Raw genomic sequence first — 21,208 nt, forward strand, 5'->3', positions numbered from 1 at the left:
TCACTTCAGTCGTTGCACGGAATGGATCGATGCGAGCGTCGCCAGCACGGCAAGCAGCAGCAGCACGACGGTCGCCGCGCATGCGATGCCGGACGCGCCGTAGAACGCCTGCAGCAGCACGACGGGGAAATTGCGATAGCGAAAGCCCGCGATCAGGTTCGACATCTGAAACTCGCCGATCGACAGCGCCGCGACCATCACGAGCCCGGAAAACAGGCTCTGCCGCAGGTTCGGCAGCACGATCGTGAAGAACTGCCGCAACGGCGGCGCGCCGAGCGTCGCCGCCGAGGCTTCGAGCTTCGCGAGATCGAGATGGCGCAGGTCGCTCAGCAGCGTCTGCAGCAGGTACGGCAGCGTCAGCACCGCGTGCGCGGCGATCATCAGCGGCAGCGTGCCGAGCCACGGCAGCGCATCGCCGCCGAAGATCACGATGTAGCCGAAGCCGAGCGTGAGCGCGGGCACGCCGATCGGCATCAGCATCACGATGCGCGCCGCGATGCCGCGCCCGCGAAGCGCGCGGTGATGCAGCGCATACGCGAGCGGCACGCCGACGATCGCGTCGAGCCCGCAGCACGCGAGCGCGACGGCAAAGCTCACGCCGAACGCGCGCCTGAAGCTCGCATCGGCGGCCAGCTCGGCGAACCAGCGCCACGTGAAGCCGACGGGCAGCAGCGTGTTCGTCCAGCTCTGCCCGACCGATCCGATCAGCAGCAGCACGATCGGCATCAGCAGATACAGCGCGAACAGCGCGACGGTGCCGTTGACGACGACCGCGCCGAGCGACGGACGGCTTCTGCCGCGACGAAACGGAATACCGTCGGCAATGGCCGCGGCGGTGGTTGAGCGCATGACTGGTCTCGCAGGCGACGAAGGGATGCGGCGCGCGCAACGCCCGCTGGAGCAGGCGTTGCGCGCATCGCGACGACGGCCGCCAGTGTGTGTGCGCGACATGGCATCGTCATGAAAAAAACGTACAAACTCCGCATCGCTCTTTGCACCGACGGAACACTTCACGATGAAGCACCTGTACCCGAACGTCGCCGAGCTGCATGCGTTCGCCAGTTCTGCGAAACATCTGAACTTTTCGTACGCAGCGCGCGAGCTCGGCTTGACGCCGAGCGCGGTCAGCCGGCAGATCGCGAACCTCGAGGCGCTGCTCGGCGTGAAGCTGTTCGTCCGCGAGGGCCGCAACCTCGCGCTCACGCGCGCGGGCCAGGTCTACCAGGCGCGCGTCGCCGGGCCGTTGCGCGAGATCGGCAATGCATCGCTCGAATTGCTGAGCGCGCGCGAAGACAGCGACCTGCTGACGATCGCGAGCGTGCCGACGTTCACGACGAAATGGCTCGTGCCGCGTCTGCCGCACTTTCTCGAGACCGCACCCGACGTCACGCTCAGCTTTCGACGCCATCTCGCACCGGGCGACCCGTTCCCGCTCGGGCTCGACGCGGCGATCCGCTACGGCGACGGCCGCTGGGAAGGCGTTCGATGCGACTATCTCGACGGCCGCACGTTCGTGCCCGTGTGCGCGTCCGAATTCGCCGAGCGCTACGCGCTGCGCGCGCCCGCCGACGTCGCGAACGCGCCGCGGCTCGTGCACGAGCAGGCCGAATGCGCGTGGATCGCATGGGCGGACCGGCATCGCGTCACGCAGATGAACGCACTCGCCGGGCCGCGCTTCGAGCAGTACTCCGTACTGATCCAGGCGGCGCAGGCAGGGCTCGGGATCGCGCTCGTCCCGGCGTTCCTGATCCGCGATCAGCTCGCGGCCGGCACGCTCGCGCAGCCGCTCGACGCGCCCGTCGACGTCGACGAGCAAGGCCACTATCTGTGCTATGCGCCCGAGCGGCTGGAAACGAGCGAGTCGTTGCGGCGCTTGCGCGCATGGATGCTCGGCGAGTGCGCACGCACGTGATGCGCTCCGGATTGTTTCGTGCGCGCGCACATCGCGGGCGCCTTGTCGCGACGAATGCGCGCGCCGCTCGGCTTTTGCGCGCGGCGGACCTAGTATGAAAAGGTGAGCGGCCCGCGATCCCGCGGCGCCGCCTCGCTTTCTTCGACGGAGGTCGGCATGAACGTCCAGGCGCTGTCCGGCATGCTTCACGCTCAGGAATTGCTGCTCGTCTCGCTGATCCGCGCGCTTCCGGTCGACACGCGCCGAGCGCTCGCCGACGAGTTCGACCGGCAGATCCAGCTCGCGGAATCGTCGCATCTCGACTCGCCGCGCGATCGAGAAGCGCATGAGGCGTTTCTCGCGCACGTGCGCAAGCTGCTGATCCGGCTCGAATCGATGGCGTAATCGGCGCGCGCGCAGCCCCCGCCACGAATCGCGGAGAATCGCCGCGAGCCGCCGCGGTAGAAAACGCGGAAGGCCGTTAGGCGACGGCCGCCGATGCCGTCTGATTGTGCCGCCTGCACGGCCGCTGCTGCGAAACCACATCGAAGCCACATCGACGCCACATCGAAACTACATCGAAACCGCATCGGCTCGCCGCGTCGAGAGGCGCGCATGCACGCCGAAGGCGGGCGCCGTTCAGCGCTCGCGCTGGATGCAGCCCCGCGTGCGCTCATCCTCGAAGGCGTTGACCGGCGCAGACCGTTAGTTGCGGACAATAAGCGCTCGCAGACATGACGGCATGACGTCGCCCGCCACATCGACCGGCTTCCCGCATGATGAGCGAGGCCGTTTCTCGAATTGAATTGCGAATGATTCTCAATTACAATCTGCGTTCGTTTCGACGAACCTTTCCTTTCAACCTGCCCGCGCCGTTCGCGGCGCGCGGGCGCCAGCCAGGTGCACGCGTCACCCAGCCAGCCTCCGGGCTCATACGTCACTGGGAGACCAAACCGTGCATCAACCTCTGTTGGCGCGGCGGCCGCTTCGCGCCGCGCTGTTCGGCGCCTTCGGCATCTACGCGGCAGCCGCGCGCGCCGCCGGCGCCGCCTCCGAACCCGCCGTCGCCGCGCCGCCGTCCGCCGCGTCCGCGCCGCATGCGGCGATCGCCGGCGCGCGCGCGCTCGACCCGATCACCGTCACCGCGACGCGCACCGCGTCGGCTGCGAGCCGCACCGCGGCGAGCGTGTCGGTGATCACCGATTCGGACCTCGAAGAACAGCAAGCCGACAACATCAAGGACGCGCTGCGCTACGAGCCGGGCGTCACCGTGCGCCGCACCGCGTACCGCCCGGCAACGGCGGCGCTCGGCGGCGGCCGCGACGGCGATTCGAGCATCAACATCCGAGGCCTCGAAGGCAATCGCGTGCTGCTGATGGAAGACGGCATCCGGCTGCCGAGCGCGTTTTCGTTCGGCCCGCTCGAAGCGGGCCGCGGCGATTACGCCGATCTCGATACGCTCCGACGCATCGAGATCCTGCGCGGCCCGGCGTCGTCGCTGTACGGCAGCGACGGCCTGACAGGCGCCGTCAACTTCATCACGAAGGACCCGTCCGACCTGCTGTCGATCTATCGCAAGAAGACCTACTTCTCGTTGCGGCCGAGCTACGACTCGGTCGACCGCAGCGTCGGCGCAACCGTGTCCGCGGCCGCGGGCAACGATCGCGTGCAGGGGATGCTGATCGCATCCGGCCGCCGCGGCCACGAAGTGGATACGCACGGCGGCGACAATTCCGCGAGCACGAAGCGCACGACCGCGAATCCTCAGGATGTCTACACGGAATCGCTGTTAGGCAAGCTGACGATCACGCCGACGTCGCGCGACACGTTCAAGTTCACCGCCGAGACGATGCGGCGCCGAGTCGATACAAACGTGCTGTCGGCGATCAACCCGCCGACGACGCTCGGCCTCACCGCGAACGACAAGCTCGAGCGCAACCGCTTCAGCGTCGATTACGACTTCCGCGACGACGCCGCACGCTGGTTCCAGACCGCGCACGTTCAGTTCTACTATCAGGAATCGACGCAGGATCAGGATTCGTTCGAGACGCGCGGCGGCCGGCTGCAGTCGCGCTCACGCTCGAACCATTACAGCGAGCGCGCGTTCGGCGGCTCCGCGTTCGCCGAAAGCGGCTTCTCGACCGGACCGCTCGCGCACAAGCTGCTGTACGGCGTCGACGGCAGCATCGACCGGATCAAGAGCCTGCGCGACGGCACGGTCGCGAGCCCAGGCGAATCGTTTCCGAACAAGGCGTTTCCGGATACCGACTACACGCTGTTCGGCGCGTTCGTGCAGGACCAGATCGGCTTCGGCAAGCTGCTCGTCACGCCGGGGCTGCGCTTGGACGCATATCGGCTGAGCCCGACGTCGGGCGATCCGCTCTTCACCGGCAAGACGGTCAGCTCGAGCGATCACGAGCTCTCGCCGCGCGTGGCGGTGCTGTACGAAGTGACGCCCGCGCTGATTCCGTACGCGCAGTATGCGCACGGCTTCCGCACGCCGATGCCCGATCAGGTCAACAACAGCTTCTCGAATCCGCTCTACGGCTATACGTCGATCGGGAATCCGAACTTGAAGCCCGAGACGAGCGACACCGTCGAAGCCGGCCTGCGCGGCACGCTCGGCACGGGTTACGGGCCGCTGCGCTACAGCGTCGCCGCGTTCGCCGGCCGCTATCGCGACTTCATCTCGCAACGCACGATCGGCGGCAGCGGCCGGCCGAACGATCCGCTCGTGTTCCAGTACGTGAACTTCGCGAACGCGCGCATCCACGGCTTCGAAGGGCGCGCCGAGTGGGTGATGCCGAACGGCTTCACGCTGAAGACCGCGATGGCGTTCACGAAGGGCACGACGCAGGACAACGGCGCGGCGAGCGAGCCGCTCGACACGGTCAACCCGTTCTCCGCCGTGCTCGGCGTGCGCTACGAGCCGAGCGAGCGCTGGTTCGCGCAGGCCGACCTGCTGTTCCAGGCGGCCAAGCGCGGCCGCGACGTGTCGTCGGCCGCGTGCCAGAAGAAAACGTGCTTCACGCCGCCTTCGTCGTTCGTCGTCGATGTGCGCGGCGGCTATCGCTTCAACAAGCACGTGAGCGCGTACCTCGGCATTCACAACCTGTTCGACCGCAAGTACTGGAACTGGTCGGACGTGCGCGGCATCGCCGCCGATTCGAACGTGCTCGACGCATACACGGCTCCGGGCCGCAGCGTCGCGGTCAGCATGAAGGTGGATTTCTGATGCGGCCCGCACGCCTTTTCCCAATCCGGCCCGTCCGGCAATCGAGGATCTCCGTCATGATGAACACCGCCGCTCCCGCCTCTTCGTCGCCCCGCGCGCTCGCGCCGGCCGAGTTGCGCGATGCGTTCCTGCATCTGAAAGAAACCCGCAAGCTGCGCAACCGCGATGTCGCGCACCTGCTCGGCATCAGCGAAGGCGAAGCGCTCGCGGCGTTCGCGGGCGAGCGCGTCGTGCGGCTCGAGCCGAGCTTCGTCGAGCTGTTCGAGGAGATGCCGCGCTTGGGCGCCGTGATGGCGCTCACGCGCAACGCGGCCGCCGTGCACGAGAAGGACGGCGCGTTCGAGCAGATGAGCCACGACGGCCCGGTCGGGCTCGCGCTCGGCGCGATCGATTTGCGCATCTTCTACCGCAACTGGGCGGCGGGCTTCGCCGTGTACGAGCCGACCGCGCACGGCGTGATGAAGAGCCTGCAGTTCTTCGATGCGCAAGGCGACGCGGTGCACAAGGTCTATTTGCGCAAGCACAGCGATCACGATGCGTTCGACGCGTTCGTGTCGCGCTGGCGGATGCCGGTGCAATCGCCCGCGTTCGAGGCCGCGCCCGCGCCGCTCGCGTTCGTCGAGCGGCCAGACGGCGAAATCGACGCGGCGGGCCTGCGCGCCGCGTGGGACGCGATGACCGACACGCACCAGTTCCATGGCATCGTGCGCCGCTTCGGCGTCGCGCGCACGCAGGCGTTGCGGCTAGCCGGCGACAAGCGCGCGCATCGCGTCGCGACCGATGCGATGCGGCGCGTGCTCGAGCGCGCCTCGCAGACGCGGCTGCCGATCATGGTGTTCGTCGGCAATCGCGGCATGATTCAGATCCACACCGGGACCGTGACGAACATCCGCCGGATGGGCTCGTGGATCAACGTGCTCGACGAGGATTTCAACCTGCATCTGCGCGAGGATCTCGTCGCGTCCGCTTGGGCCGTGAGAAAGCCGACGAGCGACGGCGTCGTCACGTCGGTCGAGCTGTTCGATGCTGCGGGCGACAACATCGCGATGCTGTTCGGCGCGCGCAAGCCGGGACAGCCGGAGCTCGCGGGCTGGCGCGATCTCGTGCGCGCGCTGCCGACGATCGACGCCGCGGATGCGGCCCACGCGACGGACGTGGCCGGCGCGCCCGACTCGACCGACGCCGAGGTCGCGCGATGAGCCGGTCTTCGCGCATCGATGCACGCCGGCGCGCATGGCTCGCGGGCACGGGCGCGCTCGTGTTCGCGGCCGCGCATGCGGGCGCTTTCGCGCGCACGCCGGCGAGCGCGCCGCCCAAGCGCGTCGTCGCGATCGGCGGCGCGCTCGCCGAGACGATCTACGCGCTGGGCGGCGCGCGGACCGCGCGCTACGAACTCGTCGGCACCGACACCACGTGCACGTATCCGGAAGCCGCGCGGCGCTTGCCGAAGATCGGTTATCAGCGCGCGTTGTCCGCGGAAGGATTGTTGTCGCTTCGGCCGGATCTCGTGCTCGCGTCGGCGGAAGCGGGGCCGCCCGCCGCGCTCTCGCAGGTCGCGCGCGCGGGCGTGGCCGTCACGGCGTTCGACGAGGCGCACGATGTCGAATCGGTGCGCCGCAAGATCCGCGGCATCGCGCAGGCGCTGTCGCTGCAGGGCGCGGGCGACATGCTGCTCGCGCGCTTCGATCGCGACTGGCTCGCGGCGCGCGCGGCGGTCGACGCCGCGCCGCCTCGCACGCCGCGGCACACGCCCGCGCGCGTGCTGTTCGTGCTCAACCACACCGGCAACCAGGCGCTCGTCGCCGGCCAGCAGACGGCCGCCGACGCGATGATCCGCTACGCGGGCGCGCACAACGCGATGCAGGGATTCGATCGCTACAAGCCTCTGACCGCCGAGGCGCTGGTCGCGGCCGAGCCCGACGTCGTGCTGATCTCGGACGAGGGGCTGCAGGCGGCGGGCGGGCGCGACGCGCTGCTCGCCGCGCCCGGCTTCGCGGCGACGCCGGCCGGGCGCGCGCGGCGCGTCGTGTCGCTCGACGCGCTGTTCCTGCTCGGCTTCGGGCCGCGTCTGCCGCAGGCGGTCGCCGCGCTGCAACGCCGGCTGAACAGCACGCTCGCCTGAACATGCGAGATCGACGACATCCGCGCCGGATCGCCGCGGCGCATCGCGTCGCGCGTCGATCGCACGCAATCGTTCGGTTTCCTGAAGTCTTCGCCGCACTTGCGCGCCCCCGGGGCGGCGCGATCGAAACGCCACGCTTCGCGCGCCACGAAGCGTCCGCCCCATCACGGCACGCGGCGGACGTCGGCCGTTTCTCGCCCGCGTCGACGCGCTCGCCGTCTCACCGGTTCGATATCTCACGATGACCATCGCCGCCCGTTCTCCGTCAGTCGACCCCGCGCGCGCCGCCGCGCACAGGCCGACGTTCGCATCGTCGATCGCCGCCGCGCTCCGCCGACGGCGCGCGACGTGGACGCTCGCCGTGTTGATCGCCGCACTCGCCGCCGCGTCGATCGCCGCGCTCTGCATCGGCGCGTACCGGCTCACGCCCGCGCAACTGCTCGACGCGCTCGCCGCGACCGATGCGCGGCTCGCGAGCGATGCCGCGCTGCGCCAGGCGCGCGCGGTGCTGCTCGACATCCGTGCGCCGCGCGTCGTGCTCGCACTGCTCGTCGGCGCGGGCTTCGGCGCAGCGGGCGCCGCGATGCAGGCGCTGTTTCGCAATCCGCTCGCCGATCCGGGCCTGATCGGCGTATCAAGCGGCGCGGCGCTCGGCGCATCGGCGTTGATCGTGCTCGGCCCGCTCGCGGCCGCTCCGGTTGCGCTCGGCTTCCTGCCCGTCGCCGCATTCGGCGGCGCGCTCGCCGTTGCGGCGCTCGTCTACCGGCTCGCCGTCTCGCGCGGCCGGCTCGCGCTGCCGCTGCTGCTGCTCGCGGGCATCGCGATCAACGCGCTCGCCGGCGCCGCGATCGGACTACTCACGTATGTCGCCGACGACGCACAATTGCGCTCGCTGACGTTCTGGAGCCTCGGCAGCGTCGGCGGCGCGCAGTGGCGCGCGATCGCCGCCGTCGCGCCGTTCGCGCTCGCCGGCTGCGCGCTGCTCGCGCGCGAGCGGCACGCGCTGAACGCGCTGCAACTCGGCGAAACCGAAGCGCTGCATCTTGGCGTGCCGGTGCAGCGCGTGAAGCGGCGCGTGCTCGTCGGAACCGCGATGTGCGTCGGCGCGCTCGTGTCGTGCACCGGCGCGATCGGCTTCATCGGGCTCGTCGCGCCGCATTGCGTGCGCCTCGCGGCCGGCCCCGATCAGCGGATCGCGATGCCGGGCGCGGCGCTCCTCGGCGCGCTGATCGCGGTCACCGCCGATCTCGCCGCGCGAACGCTCGCCGCGCCGGCGGAGATTCCGCTCGGCATCCTGACCGCGCTGATCGGCGCGCCGTTCTTTCTCGCGCTGCTGTGGAAGCGGCGCGGCGCACTGGGGGCGTAGGATGCGCATGAGATTTCATGGTCGGCATGTCGCACGCCTCTTCGCGCGCCGGTCGATTTGTCACATCGATATGATCTCGAAGGTGAACTTACGCGCCGCTTTGCGATCGGCTATATCGAATCGCATATCGAATCGCATATCGAATCGCATATCGAATCGCATATCGAATCGCATATCGAATCGCATATCGAATCGCACTTCGACGCCGCATCGAACGCCATGCTGATCGCCGATCGCCTTCACGTCGCACGCGCCGGCGGCGTGATCCTTCACGACCTGTCGGTCCGGATCGCGCCCGGCCGCGTCACCGCACTGCTCGGGCGCAACGGCGCGGGCAAGAGCACGCTGCTCAAGGTGCTCGCGGGCGACTTGTCGACGGGCGGCGGCGCGCGCGGCGCGACCGTGCGCGGCGACGTCACGCTGAACGGCGAGCCGCTTGGCCGGATCGACGCCCCGCGTCTCGCGCGGCTGCGCGCCGTGCTTCCGCAAGCGTCGCAGCCCGCGTTTGCGTTCAGCGCGCTCGACGTCGTGCTGCTCGGCCGCTATCCGCACACGCGCCGCACCGGCGCGCCCGCGCGCGAGGACAACGAGATCGCGTCACAGGCGCTCGCGCTGGCGGGCGCTTCGGCGCTCGACGCGCGCGACGTGACGACGCTGTCGGGCGGCGAGCTCGCGCGCGTGCAGTTCGCGCGCGTGCTCGCGCAGCTCTGGCCGTCCGGCGACGCAGCGCGCGCGCCGCGCTACCTGCTGCTCGACGAACCGACCGCCGCGCTCGATCTCGCGCACCAGCATCAATTGCTCGACACGGTCCGACGCCTGTCGCGCGACTGGAACATCGGCGTGCTGACGATCGTCCACGATCCGAATCTCGCCGCGCGCCACGCGGATCGCATCGCGATGCTCGCGGACGGCGCGATCGTCGCCGACGGCGCGCCCGCCGACGTATTGCGCCCCGATGCGATCGAGCGTTGCTACGGCTTTCGCGTGCGCCTCGTCGACGCGGGCGACGGCGTCGCGCCCGTCATCGTGCCTGCATGAGCGGGCCGCGCGCATGCGGCGCGGGCCTCAGCTCGCGTCCGCCGCGTGAAACGCCTTCAGCCGCCAGCCGCGGCGCACGGCGAGCATCCGCACCGAGAATCCCGCGATCAGCGCGACGACGGTCGCGATGCCTTGCGCGACGCCGATCGTCGTCATGCCGACATACAGCCCGCCCGTCAGCAACGCGATGCTCGCGTACAGCTCCTTGCGCAGCACGAGCGGCATCTCGTTGCAGAGCAGGTCGCGCAGCATCCCGCCGCAAACGCCGGTGATCGCGCCCGCGAGCACGATCACGACCGGGCTGTCGTTGACGGTCGCCGCCACGTCGCAGCCGATGATCGAGAACGCCGCGAGCCCGAGCGCGTCGACCGTGGTGAACAGCGATTTCAGCCGCGCGACGTGCGTCGCCGTCATCGATGCGAAGGTCGCCGCCGCGAGCGTCAGCAGCAGGTATTCGGGATGCGCGACCCAGGTGAGCGGATAACGGCCGAGCAGCACGTCGCGCACGGTGCCGCCGCCCAGCGCCGTCACCGCGCCGACGAGCGCGAGGCCGAAGCGGTCCATCCCGCGCTGCATGCCCATCAGCGCGCCCGACATCGCTTCCGCGACGATCGCGATCAGGTAGAGCGTATGCATGCGTGCCCTCGGTCAGTCTTCCGTGCGGAACAGTTCGAGCACGCGCGCGCGTTCAGCCGCGTCGACGGCGGGCGGCGTCGACGCGCCCGCCAGCGCGGCGGCCGGCGCGCCGGCGGCCGCCGGCGCACGGCGCACCGCGTCGCACGCGAACGGGCTGCGAACGAACGGCGGCAGCGGCGGCGTGCACTTGCCGCTCGCGGCTTCGGCGTAGACGAAATCGCCGTCGACGAGCACGACGTCCGCGGGCGGCGTCCGGTCGATCGCCTTGCGGCCGCCGATCGCGGTCTTCATGTAGTCGACCCACACAGGCAGCGCGAGCGACGAGCCCGTCGCGCGGCCGAGGCTGCGCGGCGCGTCGTAGCCCATCCACACGACCGACACGACGCCCGACGAATAGCCGCCGAACCAGACGTCCTTCGAGCCGTTCGACGTGCCGGTCTTGCCCGCCGCGTCGGAACGATTCAGCGCGAGCGCGCGGCGCGCGGTGCCGTGACGCACGACGTCGCGCAGCATGTCGTCCATCACGAATGCGTTGCGCTCCGAAATGACGCGCACGCCGGTTGCCGGCTGCGCGTCGAACAGCACGCCGCCGTGCCGCTGCCGGACCGATTCGATCAGGCGCGGCTCCATGCGCACGCCGTCGTTCGCGAACACCGCGTACGCGCTCGCGATCTGCAGCGGCGTCGCCGCGCCCGCGCCGAGCGCGAGCGGCAGCGACGCGGGATTGCGTTGCGGCTCGAAGCCGAAGCGAGCCGCGTGCTGTTGCACGAAGTCGGGCTGCGCGGCCTGCATCAGGCTGACCGCGACGAGGTTCTTCGAGCGCATCAGCCCGCGCCGCACCGGAATGAAGCCTTCGTAGTTGTTGCCGAAATTGCGCGGCCGCCACGGGTTCGCGCCCGTCTCCTCGCGCGACAGCGTGCGTTGCGCGTCGTCGACGAGCACGCCGGGGAACATGCCCTTTTCCAGCGCGGCCGAGTAGACGAACGGCTTGAAGCTCGAGCCGGGCTGCCGGTACGCCTGCAGCGCGTGGTCGAACGAATTGCGCGCGAAATCCGCGCCGCCCGCGAGCGCGAGGATGTCGCCCGTCGCCGCGTCGACCGACACGAGCGCGCCCTCGAGCGCGTCCTTCGCGTCGCGCCGGCCGCCGCGCGTGAGGCCGCGCGCGAGCGCCGCCTCGGCCGCGCGCTGATCGCGCATCGCGATCGTCGTCGTCACGTCGAGGCCGAGCGTATATGCATCGTCATGAAAACGCTCGACCATCATCCGCCGCGCGCGCTCCGCGACGTACGGCGCGGCGACGATGCCGGGCGGCGGCGTGGTCGCGAGCGCGATCGGCGCGCCGGCGGCCTGCCGGTATGCGGCTTCGTCGAGATACCCGAGCGCGCGCATGCGGCCGAGCACGTAGTTGCGGCGCGTCGTCGCGCGCGCCGGATTGACGACCGGATTGAACGCGGACGGCGCCTTCGGCAAGCCGGCGAGCACGGCCGCCTCGCCGGGCGTGAGCGCATCGAGCGGCTTGCCGAAGTAGACCGACGCGGCGGCCGCGAATCCGTACGCGCGCTCGCCGAGATAGATCTCGTTCATGTACAGCTCGAGCAGCTTGTCCTTGCTGTACGCGCGCTCGAGCTTGTACGACATCAGGATCTCGGCGAGCTTGCGGCTCAGCACCTTGTCGCGCGTGAGAAAGAAATTGCGCGCGACTTGCATCGTGATCGTGCTGCCGCCCTGCCCCGGCTGGCCGGTGACGACGTTCGCGAACGTCGCGCGCGCGAGGCCGCCGATGTCGACCGCGCCGTGCGTGTAGAACTGCGCGTCCTCGGCGGCGAGCAGCGCGTGGCGCACGAGCGGCGGGATGCGTTCGAGCGGCACGAACTCGCGGCGCTCGACGCCGTATTCGGCGAGCAACTCGCCGTCGCGCGAAAAGATCCGCAGCGGCAGCGCCGGCCGGTAGACGGAGAGCGGCTCGACGGACGGCAACTGCGTCCAGATGCGCTGCAGCGTCCACGTGCCGACCGCGCCGCCCGCGATCGCCGCGCCGAGCACGAGGCCCGCGAGCGTGCGGAAATAGCGGCGGCGCCGCGGCGCGGGCTCCTGCGGTGGCGTCGGCGCGGCCTGCCGCGACGTGTTCGGCGTGTAATCGGTCATGTCGAAATCCTTCCTTTGCAGATGCGGCGTGCGGCGTCGTGCGAATGTTGCAGTGCACGATGCGCACGCGCGCATTGTCCGGGGAGGACACAGACATCGGTACAATATTTAGCTTAAGTTGATTACGCTAAATTTTATTTAGGAAGCCGGTTTCGCCGGCGCAACGCGATTCATAGATGACGATCGATCCGAAACAGGCGGCGGCGCTCGTCGCCGTTGCCGATACCGGCAGCTTCGAGCAGGCGGCGGCCCGGCTGCACGTGACCGCGTCGGCCGTCACGCAGCGCGTGCGCGCGCTCGAGACGAGCCTCGGCGCGCCGCTCCTGCTGCGCACGCGGCCGTGCCGGCCGACGGCCGCCGGCCAGCGCGTGCTGCAGCACCTGCGCCGCATGGCGCTGTTGCAGGCGGATCTGCAGGCCGATCTCGACGCGGAGCGCGGCTCGACGATCGCGGTTGCGATCGCGCTCAATTCGGACAGCCTCGGGTCGTGGTTCCTGCCCGCGCTGACGTCGGTGCTCGCGGGCGAGCGGATGCTGTTCGAGCTGATCGTCGAGGATCAGGATCACACGTTCGCGCTGCTCGAAAGCGGGATGGCGATCGGCTGCGTGACGACGCAGAGCAAGCCGATGCGCGGCTGCTTCGCGAAGCCGCTCGGCACGATGCGCTACCGGCTGATCGCCGCGCGGGAATTCGCCGCGCGCTGGTTTCCGCACGGCCTGACGCGCGAGAGCGCGCGCGACGCGCCCGTCGTCGCGCACGGCCGGCGCGACACGCTGCAGTCGTCGTTTCTGAGGGACAAGCTCGGCCTGCCGGACGGCGCGTTTCCGTGCCATTACGTGCCGGGCACGCACGCGCACTTCGCGGCCGTGCGGCACGGGCTCGGCTATGCGATGGTGCCCGAGCTGCTGCTCGGCCCCGGCTCGCCCGCCGAGCAAGGGCTCGTCGATCTCGCGCCCGCGCATTCGACCGACGTGTCGCTGTACTGGCACGCGTGGACGGTGCAGTCGCCGAAGATGGAATCGCTGTCGTCGCGGGTCGTCGAGGCCGCGCGGCAACTGCTCGCGCCGCCGCACGCCGCCGGGGCGACGGCCGCCGCGACCGCGCGGCCCGCGTCCGTCAGGCGCGCGAACGCGCGAAGTACGCGCTGATCGCGGCGACGGCCGTGTCGATGTCGTCGCGCGACACGTCGCAGTGCGTGACGAAGCGCGACGAATACAGCATCTGCGTGAGGATGCCGCGCTCCTTCAGCCACGCTTCGAGCGGCGCGCAATCGGCCTCGGGGATCTGCGCGAACACCATGTTCGTCGCCTGCGACAGCACCTTCACCGGCTCGATCCGCGCGAGCCCCTGCGCGAGGCGCTCGGCGTTCGCGTGATCGTCGGCGAGGCGCTCGACGTTGTGCTCGAGCGCATACAGGCACGCGGCCGCGAGCACACCCGCCTGCCGCATGCCGCCGCCGAGCACCTTGCGCCAGCGGTGCGCGCGGTCGATCAGCGCGCGGCTGCCGACGAGCACCGAGCCGACCGGCGCGCCGAGCCCCTTCGAAAAGCAGATCGAAATCGAATCGAACGGCGCGCACAGCTCGGCGATCGGGCGGCCCGACGCGACGGCCGCGTTGCACACGCGCGCGCCGTCGAGATGCGTCGAGAGCCCGCGGCTGCGCGCGAGCGCGACCGCTTCGTCGACGTAGCCCGCGGGCAACACCTTGCCGCCGATCGTGTTCTCGAGCGCGAAGAGGCGCGAGCGGGCGAAGTGATCGTCGATCGGCTTGATCGCGGCCGCGATCTTCTCGAGCGGCAGCGTGCCGTCAGCGGCGTTCTCGATCGGCTGCGGCTGGATGCTGCCGAGCACCGCCGCGCCGCCGCCTTCGTACTTGTACGTGTGCGCGGCCTGGCCGACGATGTACTCGTCGCCGCGCTCGCAATGCGACATCAGCGCGGCGAGATTGCTCTGCGTGCCGCTCGGAAAGAACAGCGCCGCCTCCTTGCCCGCGCGCTCCGCGACGGCGGCCTGCAGACGCGCGACGGTCGGATCGTCGCCCCACACGTCGTCGCCCACTTCGGCGGCCGTCATCGCGGCCAGCATCGGCGCGCTCGGGCGCGTCACGGTATCGCTGCGTAAATCGATCATCTGGGTTCCCGTCGGAGTCTCGTCGAAGAAGCGCCGGCGCTCGCGCGCGGCGATGCGATACTCCGAGTGTACGCAAATCGTCCGCGCGCCGCTGAGCGCGGCGGCGCGAAACGGCGTGCGGCGAACGAACGACCGGCGCGGCGAGGTCGGCGCGAGAGCCGGCCTTCTCGCCCGCCGAGCCGTGGCGCCGCCGCGCCCGGCGCGACCTCCGGCAGGCAGCGCATGCCGACGGCCGGAGCCGCTCAGATCCCGCCGCACGCCGCTCAGTACGCACCCGGCGGCGGTGGCGGCGGCATGCCGGGCGGCGGCGGCGGCGCGTCCGGCGCGTAGCCGCCGCCTCCGTAGCCTCCGTAGCCATAACCGCCGCGCCGCGCGCCGCCCGGCACCGGCACGCGGTCGCCCGCCGCGTACATGCATTGCATGTACGCATAGTCGTAGCGGCGCTGCACTTCGTACGCCGAGCCCTGCGCGGTGCCCGCGCCAACCACGCCGCCCGCGAGAAGGCCGGCTCCCGCGCCGAGCGCCGCGCCGCGCCCGCCGTTGAACGCCGCGCCCGCCGCCGCGCCGAGCGCCGTGCCGACCGCCGCGCTGCCGAGCGCGCTCGCCGTCGACGCCTGGTTCGCGCTCACGCCGCCCACCTGCCCGAACGCGAACTGCCGGCAGTTCGCGCCGTCGGCGCGCTCGCGCCGCGCCGGCCGCGCAATCGCAGCGCGGTCAATTGCCGCAGGCGCGTCAACCCGACGCGCCCCGCGCTATCACACAAAAGCGCTTCAAACTTGATACCAATCAATGATTTAAGTCGACCAACCGCGCGGCGGCGCTGGACATCTGCGACGAGTTGGCGCATTTCGCACCGCAACATGCAGCGCCATACTCCGAACCGACTCTTCAGCCGCGGCCTTGCACGCGCGGCGCAGGGGCCGCCGGCAGCCCCGCCGGCGGGTGTCGTCAGCTTCGGTCTACCCGCATGGAAACCGCTATTTCGGCCCTCGATCTGGCCCGCGTGCAGTTCGCATTCACCGTCTCCTTCCATATCGTCTTTCCCGCGCTGAGCATCGGGCTCGCGAGCTTCATCGCCGTGCTCGAATACCGATGGCTCAAGACCGGCAAGGCGTACTACAAAAACCTTTGCCTCTTCTGGTCGAAGATCTTCGCCGTCGCGTTCGGCATGGGCGTCGTGTCCGGCGTCGTGATGGCCTATCAGTTCGGCACGAACTGGTCCGGCTTCTCGAGCTTCGCCGGCTCCGTCACCGGTCCGCTGCTGATGTACGAAGTGATGACCGCATTCTTCCTCGAAGCGGGCTTCCTCGGCATCATGCTGTTCGGCTGGAACCGCGTGAGCCCGCGCGCGCACTTCGGCGCGACGCTGATGGTCGCGATCGGCACGATCATCTCGACGTTCTGGATTCTCGCGTCGAACAGCTGGATGCAGACGCCGCAGGGCTTCGAGATCGTCGACGGCCAGGTCGTGCCGACCGACTGGTTCGCGATCATCTTCAACCCGTCGTTTCCGTACCGGCTCGCGCACATGGCGCTCGCGGCGTTCATCGTCGCCGCGCTCGTCGTCGCCGCGACGGCCGCGTGGCACCTGCTGAAGGGCCGCCGCGACAAGGCCGTGAAGAAGATGTTCTCGATGTCGCTGTGGCTCTTGCTCGTGCTCGCGCCGCTGCAGGCCGTGATCGGCGACCAGCACGGCATCAACACGCTCCACCACCAGCCCGCGAAGCTCGCCGCGATCGAGGGCCTGTGGGAAACCGAGCAGGGCGGCACCGCATTGAACCTGTTCGGCATCCCCGACATGAAGGCGGAAACGACGCGCTACGCGGTGTCGATCCCGCACCTCGGCAGCCTGATCCTCACGCATAGCTGGGACGGCGAGATCCGCGGGCTGAAGTCGTTCCCGCCCGAGGATCGCCCGAATTCGACCGTCGTGTTCTGGAGCTTCCGCGTGATGGTCGGGCTCGGCTTCGCGATGATCGGCCTCGCCGCCGCCGCGTGGCTGCTGCGCCGGCGCGGGCGCCTCTACGAAGCGAAATGGTTCCACCAGTTCGCGCTCGCGATGGGCCCGACGGGCTTCGTCTCGCTGCTCGCCGGCTGGGTGACGACCGAAGTGGGCCGCCAGCCGTGGGTCGTGTACGGCGTGATGCGCACGTCGCACGCGGTGTCGCCGCTGTCGACGCAGCAGGTCAGCGTATCGCTGATGACGTTCGTCGTCGTCTACTTCCTCGTGTTCGGCACGGGCGCGTACTACATGCTGAAGCTGATGAAGAAGGGCCCCGCGCTGCCGGGCGACACGCCCGACGACGCGCACGACGCGCGAGCCGACCGCACCGCCCGCCGCCCGCTGTCGGCCGCGAACCAGTTGATCGACGCCGCGTGAAGCCGGCGCGCCAAAAAGCCAAGCGAGGTTAGCAAATGGATGTCACCGTAATCTGGGCCGCGATCATCGCACTCGGCCTGTTCATGTACGTCGTGCTCGACGGCTTCGATCTGGGCATCGGCATCGTGTTTCCGTTCTTTCCCGCCGAAAAGGAGCGGGACCTGATGATGAACACCGTCGCGCCCGTGTGGGACGGCAACGAGACGTGGCTCGTGCTCGGCGGCGCGGGGCTCTTCGCGGTGTTCCCGATCGTCTATTCGACCGTGCTCTCGGCGCTTTATCTGCCGCTCGTGTTCATGCTCGTGTGCCTGATCTTTCGCGGCGTGTCGTTCGAGATCCGCGCGAAGGCGCGCCGCACGAAGCACCTGTGGGATCTCGCGTTCATCGGCGGCTCGACGGGCGCGACGTTCTTCCAGGGCGTGGCGCTCGGCGCGTTCCTGCAGGGCATTCCGGTCGACGGCGGCCGCTTTGCCGGCGACGCGTTCGGCTGGCTCACGCCGTTCAGCCTGCTGACGGGCTTGGGCCTCATCGCAACCTATGCGCTGCTCGGCTGTTGCTGGCTCGTCGCGAAGACGGAAGGCGATCTGCAGCGCCGCCTGCATCGCGTCGTGTGGCCGCTCACCGTCGTGCTGCTCGGCTTCATCGCGGTCGTGAGCCTGTGGACGCCGCTGCAGGACCCGAGCATCGCGCAGCGCTGGTTCGCGTCGGGCCTGTTCTGGCGCCTGCTGCCGGTGCCGTTCCTCGTCGCCGGCTGCGCGGTGCTGATGCGCCGCGCGGTGCGCGAGCGCCACGACACCGTGCCGTTCGTGCTCGCGCTCGCGCTCGTGTTCCTCGGCTACGTCGGTCTGCTCGTGAGCTTGTGGCCGTATGCGATTCCGCAAAGCGTGACGCTGTGGGAAGCCGCCGCGCCGCGCTCGAGCCAGATGTTCACGCTGATCGGCGCGGCCGTCATCATCCCGATCATCCTCGCGTACACGACGATGGGTTATTGGGTGTTCCGTGGAAAGGTGCGCCATGAAGACCAGCATTACTACCACCACTGAAGCGCACGCCGCCGCGCGCGGCACGCGGCTGCCGGGCTGGATGTGGTTCGGACTGCTGTGGATGGGCGGCGTCGCCGGCGCGGTGACGCTCGGTTATGCGTTCAAGCTGTTCATGTATGCGACGCTGTTCGCCGTGAAGTGAGCGGGAGCGGAAATGAGAGGACGCCGCGCGATGCGGCGTCGGGCGTCGGGCATCGTGCATCGTGCGGCTCGTTCGGGCTGCGAGGCAGCGCGGCGGCGATGCTTGCCGTGATGCGTCGCCGCCGCACCGCGCCTCAATGCAACGCGGTGACGCCATGCAAAGCGCTTCCACAACGATGCCGCCGCGATAAGCGCGCGATAAACGCGCCGCCGCGCGATGCGCCGCGACGACCATATCGCGCAACGTCGGTGCAATCGACGATCGAAGCCGTGACATGACGATGCGGCGGGCGCGACGCGCCGGAAAATTGCGCGCCGCGTCCGCCCTATCGGCTGTCCAAGCTATGCACTCCGCCTCGCGACAATGCGCGAAAACGCGCACGCCGCGCGATCACGAACGCCGGCCGAGCGCCTCCTCGATCTTCTTGTCGGTCTTGTACTGGCTGAGCGCGTACACCGACCAGATCGCGGCGGGCAGCCAGCCGATCAACGTGATTTGCAGGATCAGGCAGATGATGCCCGCGAACGGGCGGCCGATCGTGAAGAACTGCAGCCAGGGCAGCAGCAAGGCGAGCAGAAGACGCATCGTGATTTCCTCTTGGTCGGATTGCCGATGATCGAAGTCGATCGGCGCATAGGTGGCGATTCGGCGCCGGATTTCAAGTCGCACGCGCAACGCGGTTCGCCGAATCGCCCGCCGTTCGCGCGGCCGCCCAGCGTGCGAGGCCGCCGCGCGATCGTTATAGCAGACTCGGAATTAAACGGTCCTTAAAAGGGCGCATCGCGGATCGGCGCGAGGACACGGGGCAAATCGCCCGTGTTCGGCCGGAAACGACGATCCATGGAAACCACCCGGCGCATGTCTGCCTGCGGGCCCGCGGCAATCGAATCGCGCTTATCGCCCCAAATCGGCGATCACATCGAATGTCTCGCAAACGAGCGGCATTGACGCGACAGGCTGCCGCCCTATGCGCTCACACTCCTTGCCGAAGAACCGCCAGTGCTCCACGCGCCAGCATTCGAGCGAGCGGTCGCCTTCTCCTTCTGCCGCCGCGAACTCGCCGGAGACTTTCTCGAACGGCACGATCTCGACTTTCGTCGTCCGTAGCAGCAGAACGGGACGATTGCGAAAATCCAGAACGATTTCGATGTCCCCTTCCCACGGCAGGCGTTCGCCGTCAAATTCCCACGACCACAGCAGGCTGGACGTGCAGCGCTTCACCCTAGCCGCTATCAATGCAATGAGCATGGCGGACGACTCCTCCGAGTCGCCATAGCCGCCATTTCGAACGTTGGCTCCGGACAAGTCGATTCCGCGTTCGCTTAACGCTGCAATCAACTCGGGCAGTGCGGGCGTATCGGGCATGAATGAGGCGAGACGCGATGTGGCGTCATGAATCGCATGCGATTGCATGACAGGTGCGAAACGAATGTCCGGGCCTGAGCGTTGAACCGACGTTCGGCGGACGGACCGGGCAAGCTGCGACGGGGCAACGAGGCGACGGGGCAACGAGCAAGACCCGCTGCGGAACGCTGAAAATCGGCAACACGCGCCCCCTCTTCTTTCTCGTTGCGCGATGCGAAGCGCGAGCATGGACGCGCTCGCGCGAGCGCCGGCCCTCACGCCACGAGCCGCGCCTCGACATCCGCGACCAGCCGGTCGAGCCACGCACGCAGCGCCCCGTTCGACATCGCGAGCGGCAGCGAATACGCGATGATCCGGTAGACATCGCCGCGCCGCACCTTCGACGCGCGCGCCGGATCGAGCCACGCATCGTTCGACGCGAGCAGCGCCAGCGTCTTCAGCCCGATCACGATCGGCCACAGGCAGGCGAGCCGCAAGCGCGGCGCGCGGCGCGGAATCGCGAACGTGTAATCGATGCCCGCGCGAAAATGCTCGAGCGCCCTGCGCACGAGCGCATGCATCAGCGCCCGCGCGCGCAGCGACGCGTCCGGCCGCAGCAGATCGCCCGCGCGCAAACCGTATTCGTCGAGCATCGCCTGCGGCAGGTAGCAGCGGCCGATCCGCAGATCCTTCCCGCAATCGCGCAGCACGTTGGTCATCTGCAGCGCCTTGCCGAAGCGGATTCCGCGCGCGGCCATCGTGTCCTCGCGCTCGGTCAGCAGGCCGGGCAAATGCGCGCACGTCATCTTCGTCCAGAACTCGCCGACGCAGCCGGCGACGAGATACGTGTAGCGATCGAGCTCCGGCCATTCGCGCAGCGCGGCGATCCGCCCCGACGATTCGTCCGGGAACGTGCACAGATCGAACTCCATCCCTTCGGTGAGCGTCGTCACGACGCCGCGCACCGCGTCGCGATCAGGCGCGCTCAGTTGCGACAGCACCGCGAGCGCGGGGCCGAGCGATTCGAGCAGCGTCTTCTCGTCCGACTGCATCTGCTGCCCCGCGACTTCGCCCGCGATCCGCGCGAGCGCGCCCGGATCGGGCGTGCCGTTCACCTGCGCGCGCAGCGACAGCAGCAGTTCGAGCCGCTGCGCGGGCGGGATCAGCGACGTGTCGGCGATCGTGTCGGCCGCGCGCGCGAGCAGGTACGCGAGGCCGATCGGGTCGCGCATGCCTTCCGGCAGCACGCGCAACGTCAGATAGAAGGAGCGCGAGACGCCCTTCAGCAGAGGGCCCAGCAGAAAGGCCCGGGAGGGATTGCCCATGGATCGGATCAGGTCGGTCATACGATTTGCTGCCGCATTGTATCGGCAAACGCGCGTGGCTCGCCGGGCGATTCGCGGACAGCGGGCGGTGCGTGCCGATCGGCGCGCGGTGCGTGGCTCACGGATTACGGCGCGCGGCGCGCGGCGCGCGGCTCAGCGCTTGCGGTTCGCCGATTGCGGTTCTCGGTTCTCGGTTCTCGGTTCTCGGTTCTCAGTCCGTGGTTCGCGGTTCGCGGCTCGCGGCTCGCGGCTCGCCGCAGACGAACTCAGAGTCGCGGGCGTTCGACTGTCGGAAACGAATTCCGGCAGCGACGCGAAGGATAGGCCGCAGCGCCCATCGTCGCAACGACGTTCCCGCACAACGCCGCGCGCGCCCGTCTGCAAGAACGCACCGGAGCCGCCACCCCGAGG

The 21,208-nt window shown here is 69.5% G+C and carries 18 protein-coding genes and 1 pseudogene; 11 read left to right on the forward strand and 8 right to left on the reverse strand.

What is annotated here, in order from left to right; genetic code table 11:
* Complete coding sequence (locus WS78_RS29030; protein ID WP_059575512.1) at nt 1-849, reverse strand: ABC transporter permease; 849 nt, start codon at nt 847-849, stop codon at nt 1-3.
* 166 nt (nt 850-1,015) lie between these two features.
* Between WS78_RS29030 and WS78_RS29035 the strand changes: the two genes are divergently transcribed.
* The 7 genes from WS78_RS29035 (at nt 1,016) to WS78_RS29065 (ending at nt 9,652) form a co-directional block, all read left to right on the forward strand.
* On the forward strand, nt 1,016-1,912 hold the full coding sequence (locus WS78_RS29035; RefSeq protein WP_059575514.1) for a LysR substrate-binding domain-containing protein: 897 nt from the start codon (nt 1,016-1,018) through the stop codon (nt 1,910-1,912).
* A gap of 156 nt (nt 1,913-2,068) precedes the next feature.
* The gene (locus WS78_RS29040; RefSeq protein ID WP_038752215.1) at nt 2,069-2,296 is read left to right on the forward strand and encodes a hypothetical protein; all 228 of its coding nucleotides are present in this window, start codon (nt 2,069-2,071) and stop codon (nt 2,294-2,296) included.
* 565 nt (nt 2,297-2,861) lie between these two features.
* The gene (locus WS78_RS29045; protein ID WP_038752212.1) at nt 2,862-5,126 is read left to right on the forward strand and encodes a TonB-dependent hemoglobin/transferrin/lactoferrin family receptor; all 2,265 of its coding nucleotides are present in this window, start codon (nt 2,862-2,864) and stop codon (nt 5,124-5,126) included.
* 56 nt (nt 5,127-5,182) lie between these two features.
* Nucleotides 5,183-6,325: a hemin-degrading factor gene (locus WS78_RS29050; protein WP_038752209.1), complete on the forward strand. Its 1,143-nt coding sequence runs from the start codon at nt 5,183-5,185 to the stop codon at nt 6,323-6,325.
* Nucleotides 6,322-7,248, forward strand: coding sequence for a heme/hemin ABC transporter substrate-binding protein (locus WS78_RS29055; protein ID WP_059575516.1), 927 nt, complete (start codon nt 6,322-6,324; stop codon nt 7,246-7,248). The genes WS78_RS29050 and WS78_RS29055 overlap by 4 nt, the downstream gene beginning before the upstream one ends.
* Nucleotides 7,249-7,489: 241 nt before the next feature.
* On the forward strand, nt 7,490-8,614 hold the full coding sequence (locus tag WS78_RS29060) for a FecCD family ABC transporter permease (RefSeq protein ID WP_059575518.1): 1,125 nt from the start codon (nt 7,490-7,492) through the stop codon (nt 8,612-8,614).
* A gap of 219 nt (nt 8,615-8,833) precedes the next feature.
* On the forward strand, nt 8,834-9,652 hold the full coding sequence (locus WS78_RS29065) for a heme ABC transporter ATP-binding protein (RefSeq protein ID WP_038752239.1): 819 nt from the start codon (nt 8,834-8,836) through the stop codon (nt 9,650-9,652).
* 27 nt (nt 9,653-9,679) lie between these two features.
* On the opposite strand, the gene WS78_RS29070 is transcribed toward WS78_RS29065, so the two are convergent.
* Both WS78_RS29070 and WS78_RS29075 read right to left on the reverse strand, forming a co-directional pair.
* Nucleotides 9,680-10,288: a trimeric intracellular cation channel family protein gene (locus WS78_RS29070; RefSeq protein ID WP_059575519.1), complete on the reverse strand. Its 609-nt coding sequence runs from the start codon at nt 10,286-10,288 to the stop codon at nt 9,680-9,682.
* Between the two features lie 12 nt (nt 10,289-10,300).
* Entirely contained in the window at nt 10,301-12,433 is a 2,133-nt protein-coding gene (locus tag WS78_RS29075; protein ID WP_038752195.1) for a penicillin-binding protein 1A, read from the reverse strand.
* 176 nt (nt 12,434-12,609) lie between these two features.
* Here WS78_RS29075 and WS78_RS29080 point away from each other — a divergent pair, with 176 nt between their 5' ends.
* On the forward strand, nt 12,610-13,581 hold the full coding sequence (locus tag WS78_RS29080; RefSeq protein WP_038752193.1) for an HTH-type transcriptional regulator ArgP: 972 nt from the start codon (nt 12,610-12,612) through the stop codon (nt 13,579-13,581).
* Here WS78_RS29080 and ltaE read toward each other — a convergent pair.
* Both ltaE and WS78_RS29090 read right to left on the reverse strand, forming a co-directional pair.
* Nucleotides 13,550-14,563 (reverse strand): low-specificity L-threonine aldolase, encoded by a 1,014-nt coding sequence (ltaE, locus tag WS78_RS29085; RefSeq protein WP_038752190.1) that lies wholly within the window; start codon nt 14,561-14,563, stop codon nt 13,550-13,552. The two genes, WS78_RS29080 and ltaE, sit on opposite strands and share 32 nt — an antisense overlap.
* Nucleotides 14,564-14,826: 263 nt before the next feature.
* Nucleotides 14,827-15,243: pseudogene (locus tag WS78_RS29090) on the reverse strand (hypothetical protein); the annotation flags it as partial.
* Nucleotides 15,244-15,530: 287 nt separating this feature from the next.
* On the opposite strand from WS78_RS29090, the gene WS78_RS29095 reads away from it, so the two are divergent.
* The 3 genes from WS78_RS29095 to WS78_RS29105 are packed head-to-tail and all read left to right on the forward strand — an operon-like array spanning nt 15,531 to nt 18,128.
* Complete coding sequence (locus WS78_RS29095) at nt 15,531-16,943, forward strand: cytochrome ubiquinol oxidase subunit I (protein ID WP_059575521.1); 1,413 nt, start codon at nt 15,531-15,533, stop codon at nt 16,941-16,943.
* Between the two features lie 35 nt (nt 16,944-16,978).
* Nucleotides 16,979-17,986 (forward strand): cytochrome d ubiquinol oxidase subunit II, encoded by a 1,008-nt coding sequence (cydB, locus tag WS78_RS29100; RefSeq protein ID WP_038752184.1) that lies wholly within the window; start codon nt 16,979-16,981, stop codon nt 17,984-17,986.
* Nucleotides 17,958-18,128 carry a hypothetical protein gene (locus tag WS78_RS29105; RefSeq protein ID WP_162836177.1) on the forward strand — a complete coding sequence of 57 codons (171 nt, stop codon included), beginning with the start codon at nt 17,958-17,960 and terminating at the stop codon, nt 18,126-18,128. The genes cydB and WS78_RS29105 overlap by 29 nt, the downstream gene beginning before the upstream one ends.
* 390 nt (nt 18,129-18,518) lie before the next feature.
* On the opposite strand, the gene WS78_RS29115 is transcribed toward WS78_RS29105, so the two are convergent.
* From WS78_RS29115 to WS78_RS29125, 3 genes are all read right to left on the reverse strand, one after another.
* Entirely contained in the window at nt 18,519-18,713 is a 195-nt protein-coding gene (locus WS78_RS29115; RefSeq protein ID WP_009914210.1) for a YqaE/Pmp3 family membrane protein, read from the reverse strand.
* Between the two features lie 309 nt (nt 18,714-19,022).
* Complete coding sequence (locus tag WS78_RS29120) at nt 19,023-19,541, reverse strand: ASCH domain-containing protein (RefSeq protein ID WP_226377252.1); 519 nt, start codon at nt 19,539-19,541, stop codon at nt 19,023-19,025.
* A 206-nt stretch (nt 19,542-19,747) separates the two neighbouring features.
* Entirely contained in the window at nt 19,748-20,818 is a 1,071-nt protein-coding gene (locus WS78_RS29125) for a phytoene/squalene synthase family protein (protein ID WP_081989950.1), read from the reverse strand.
* Between the last annotated feature and the right edge of the window lie 390 nt (nt 20,819-21,208).

It is taken from the genome of Burkholderia savannae (genome assembly GCF_001524445.2).
Taxonomy (GTDB): Bacteria; Pseudomonadota; Gammaproteobacteria; order Burkholderiales; family Burkholderiaceae; genus Burkholderia; species Burkholderia savannae.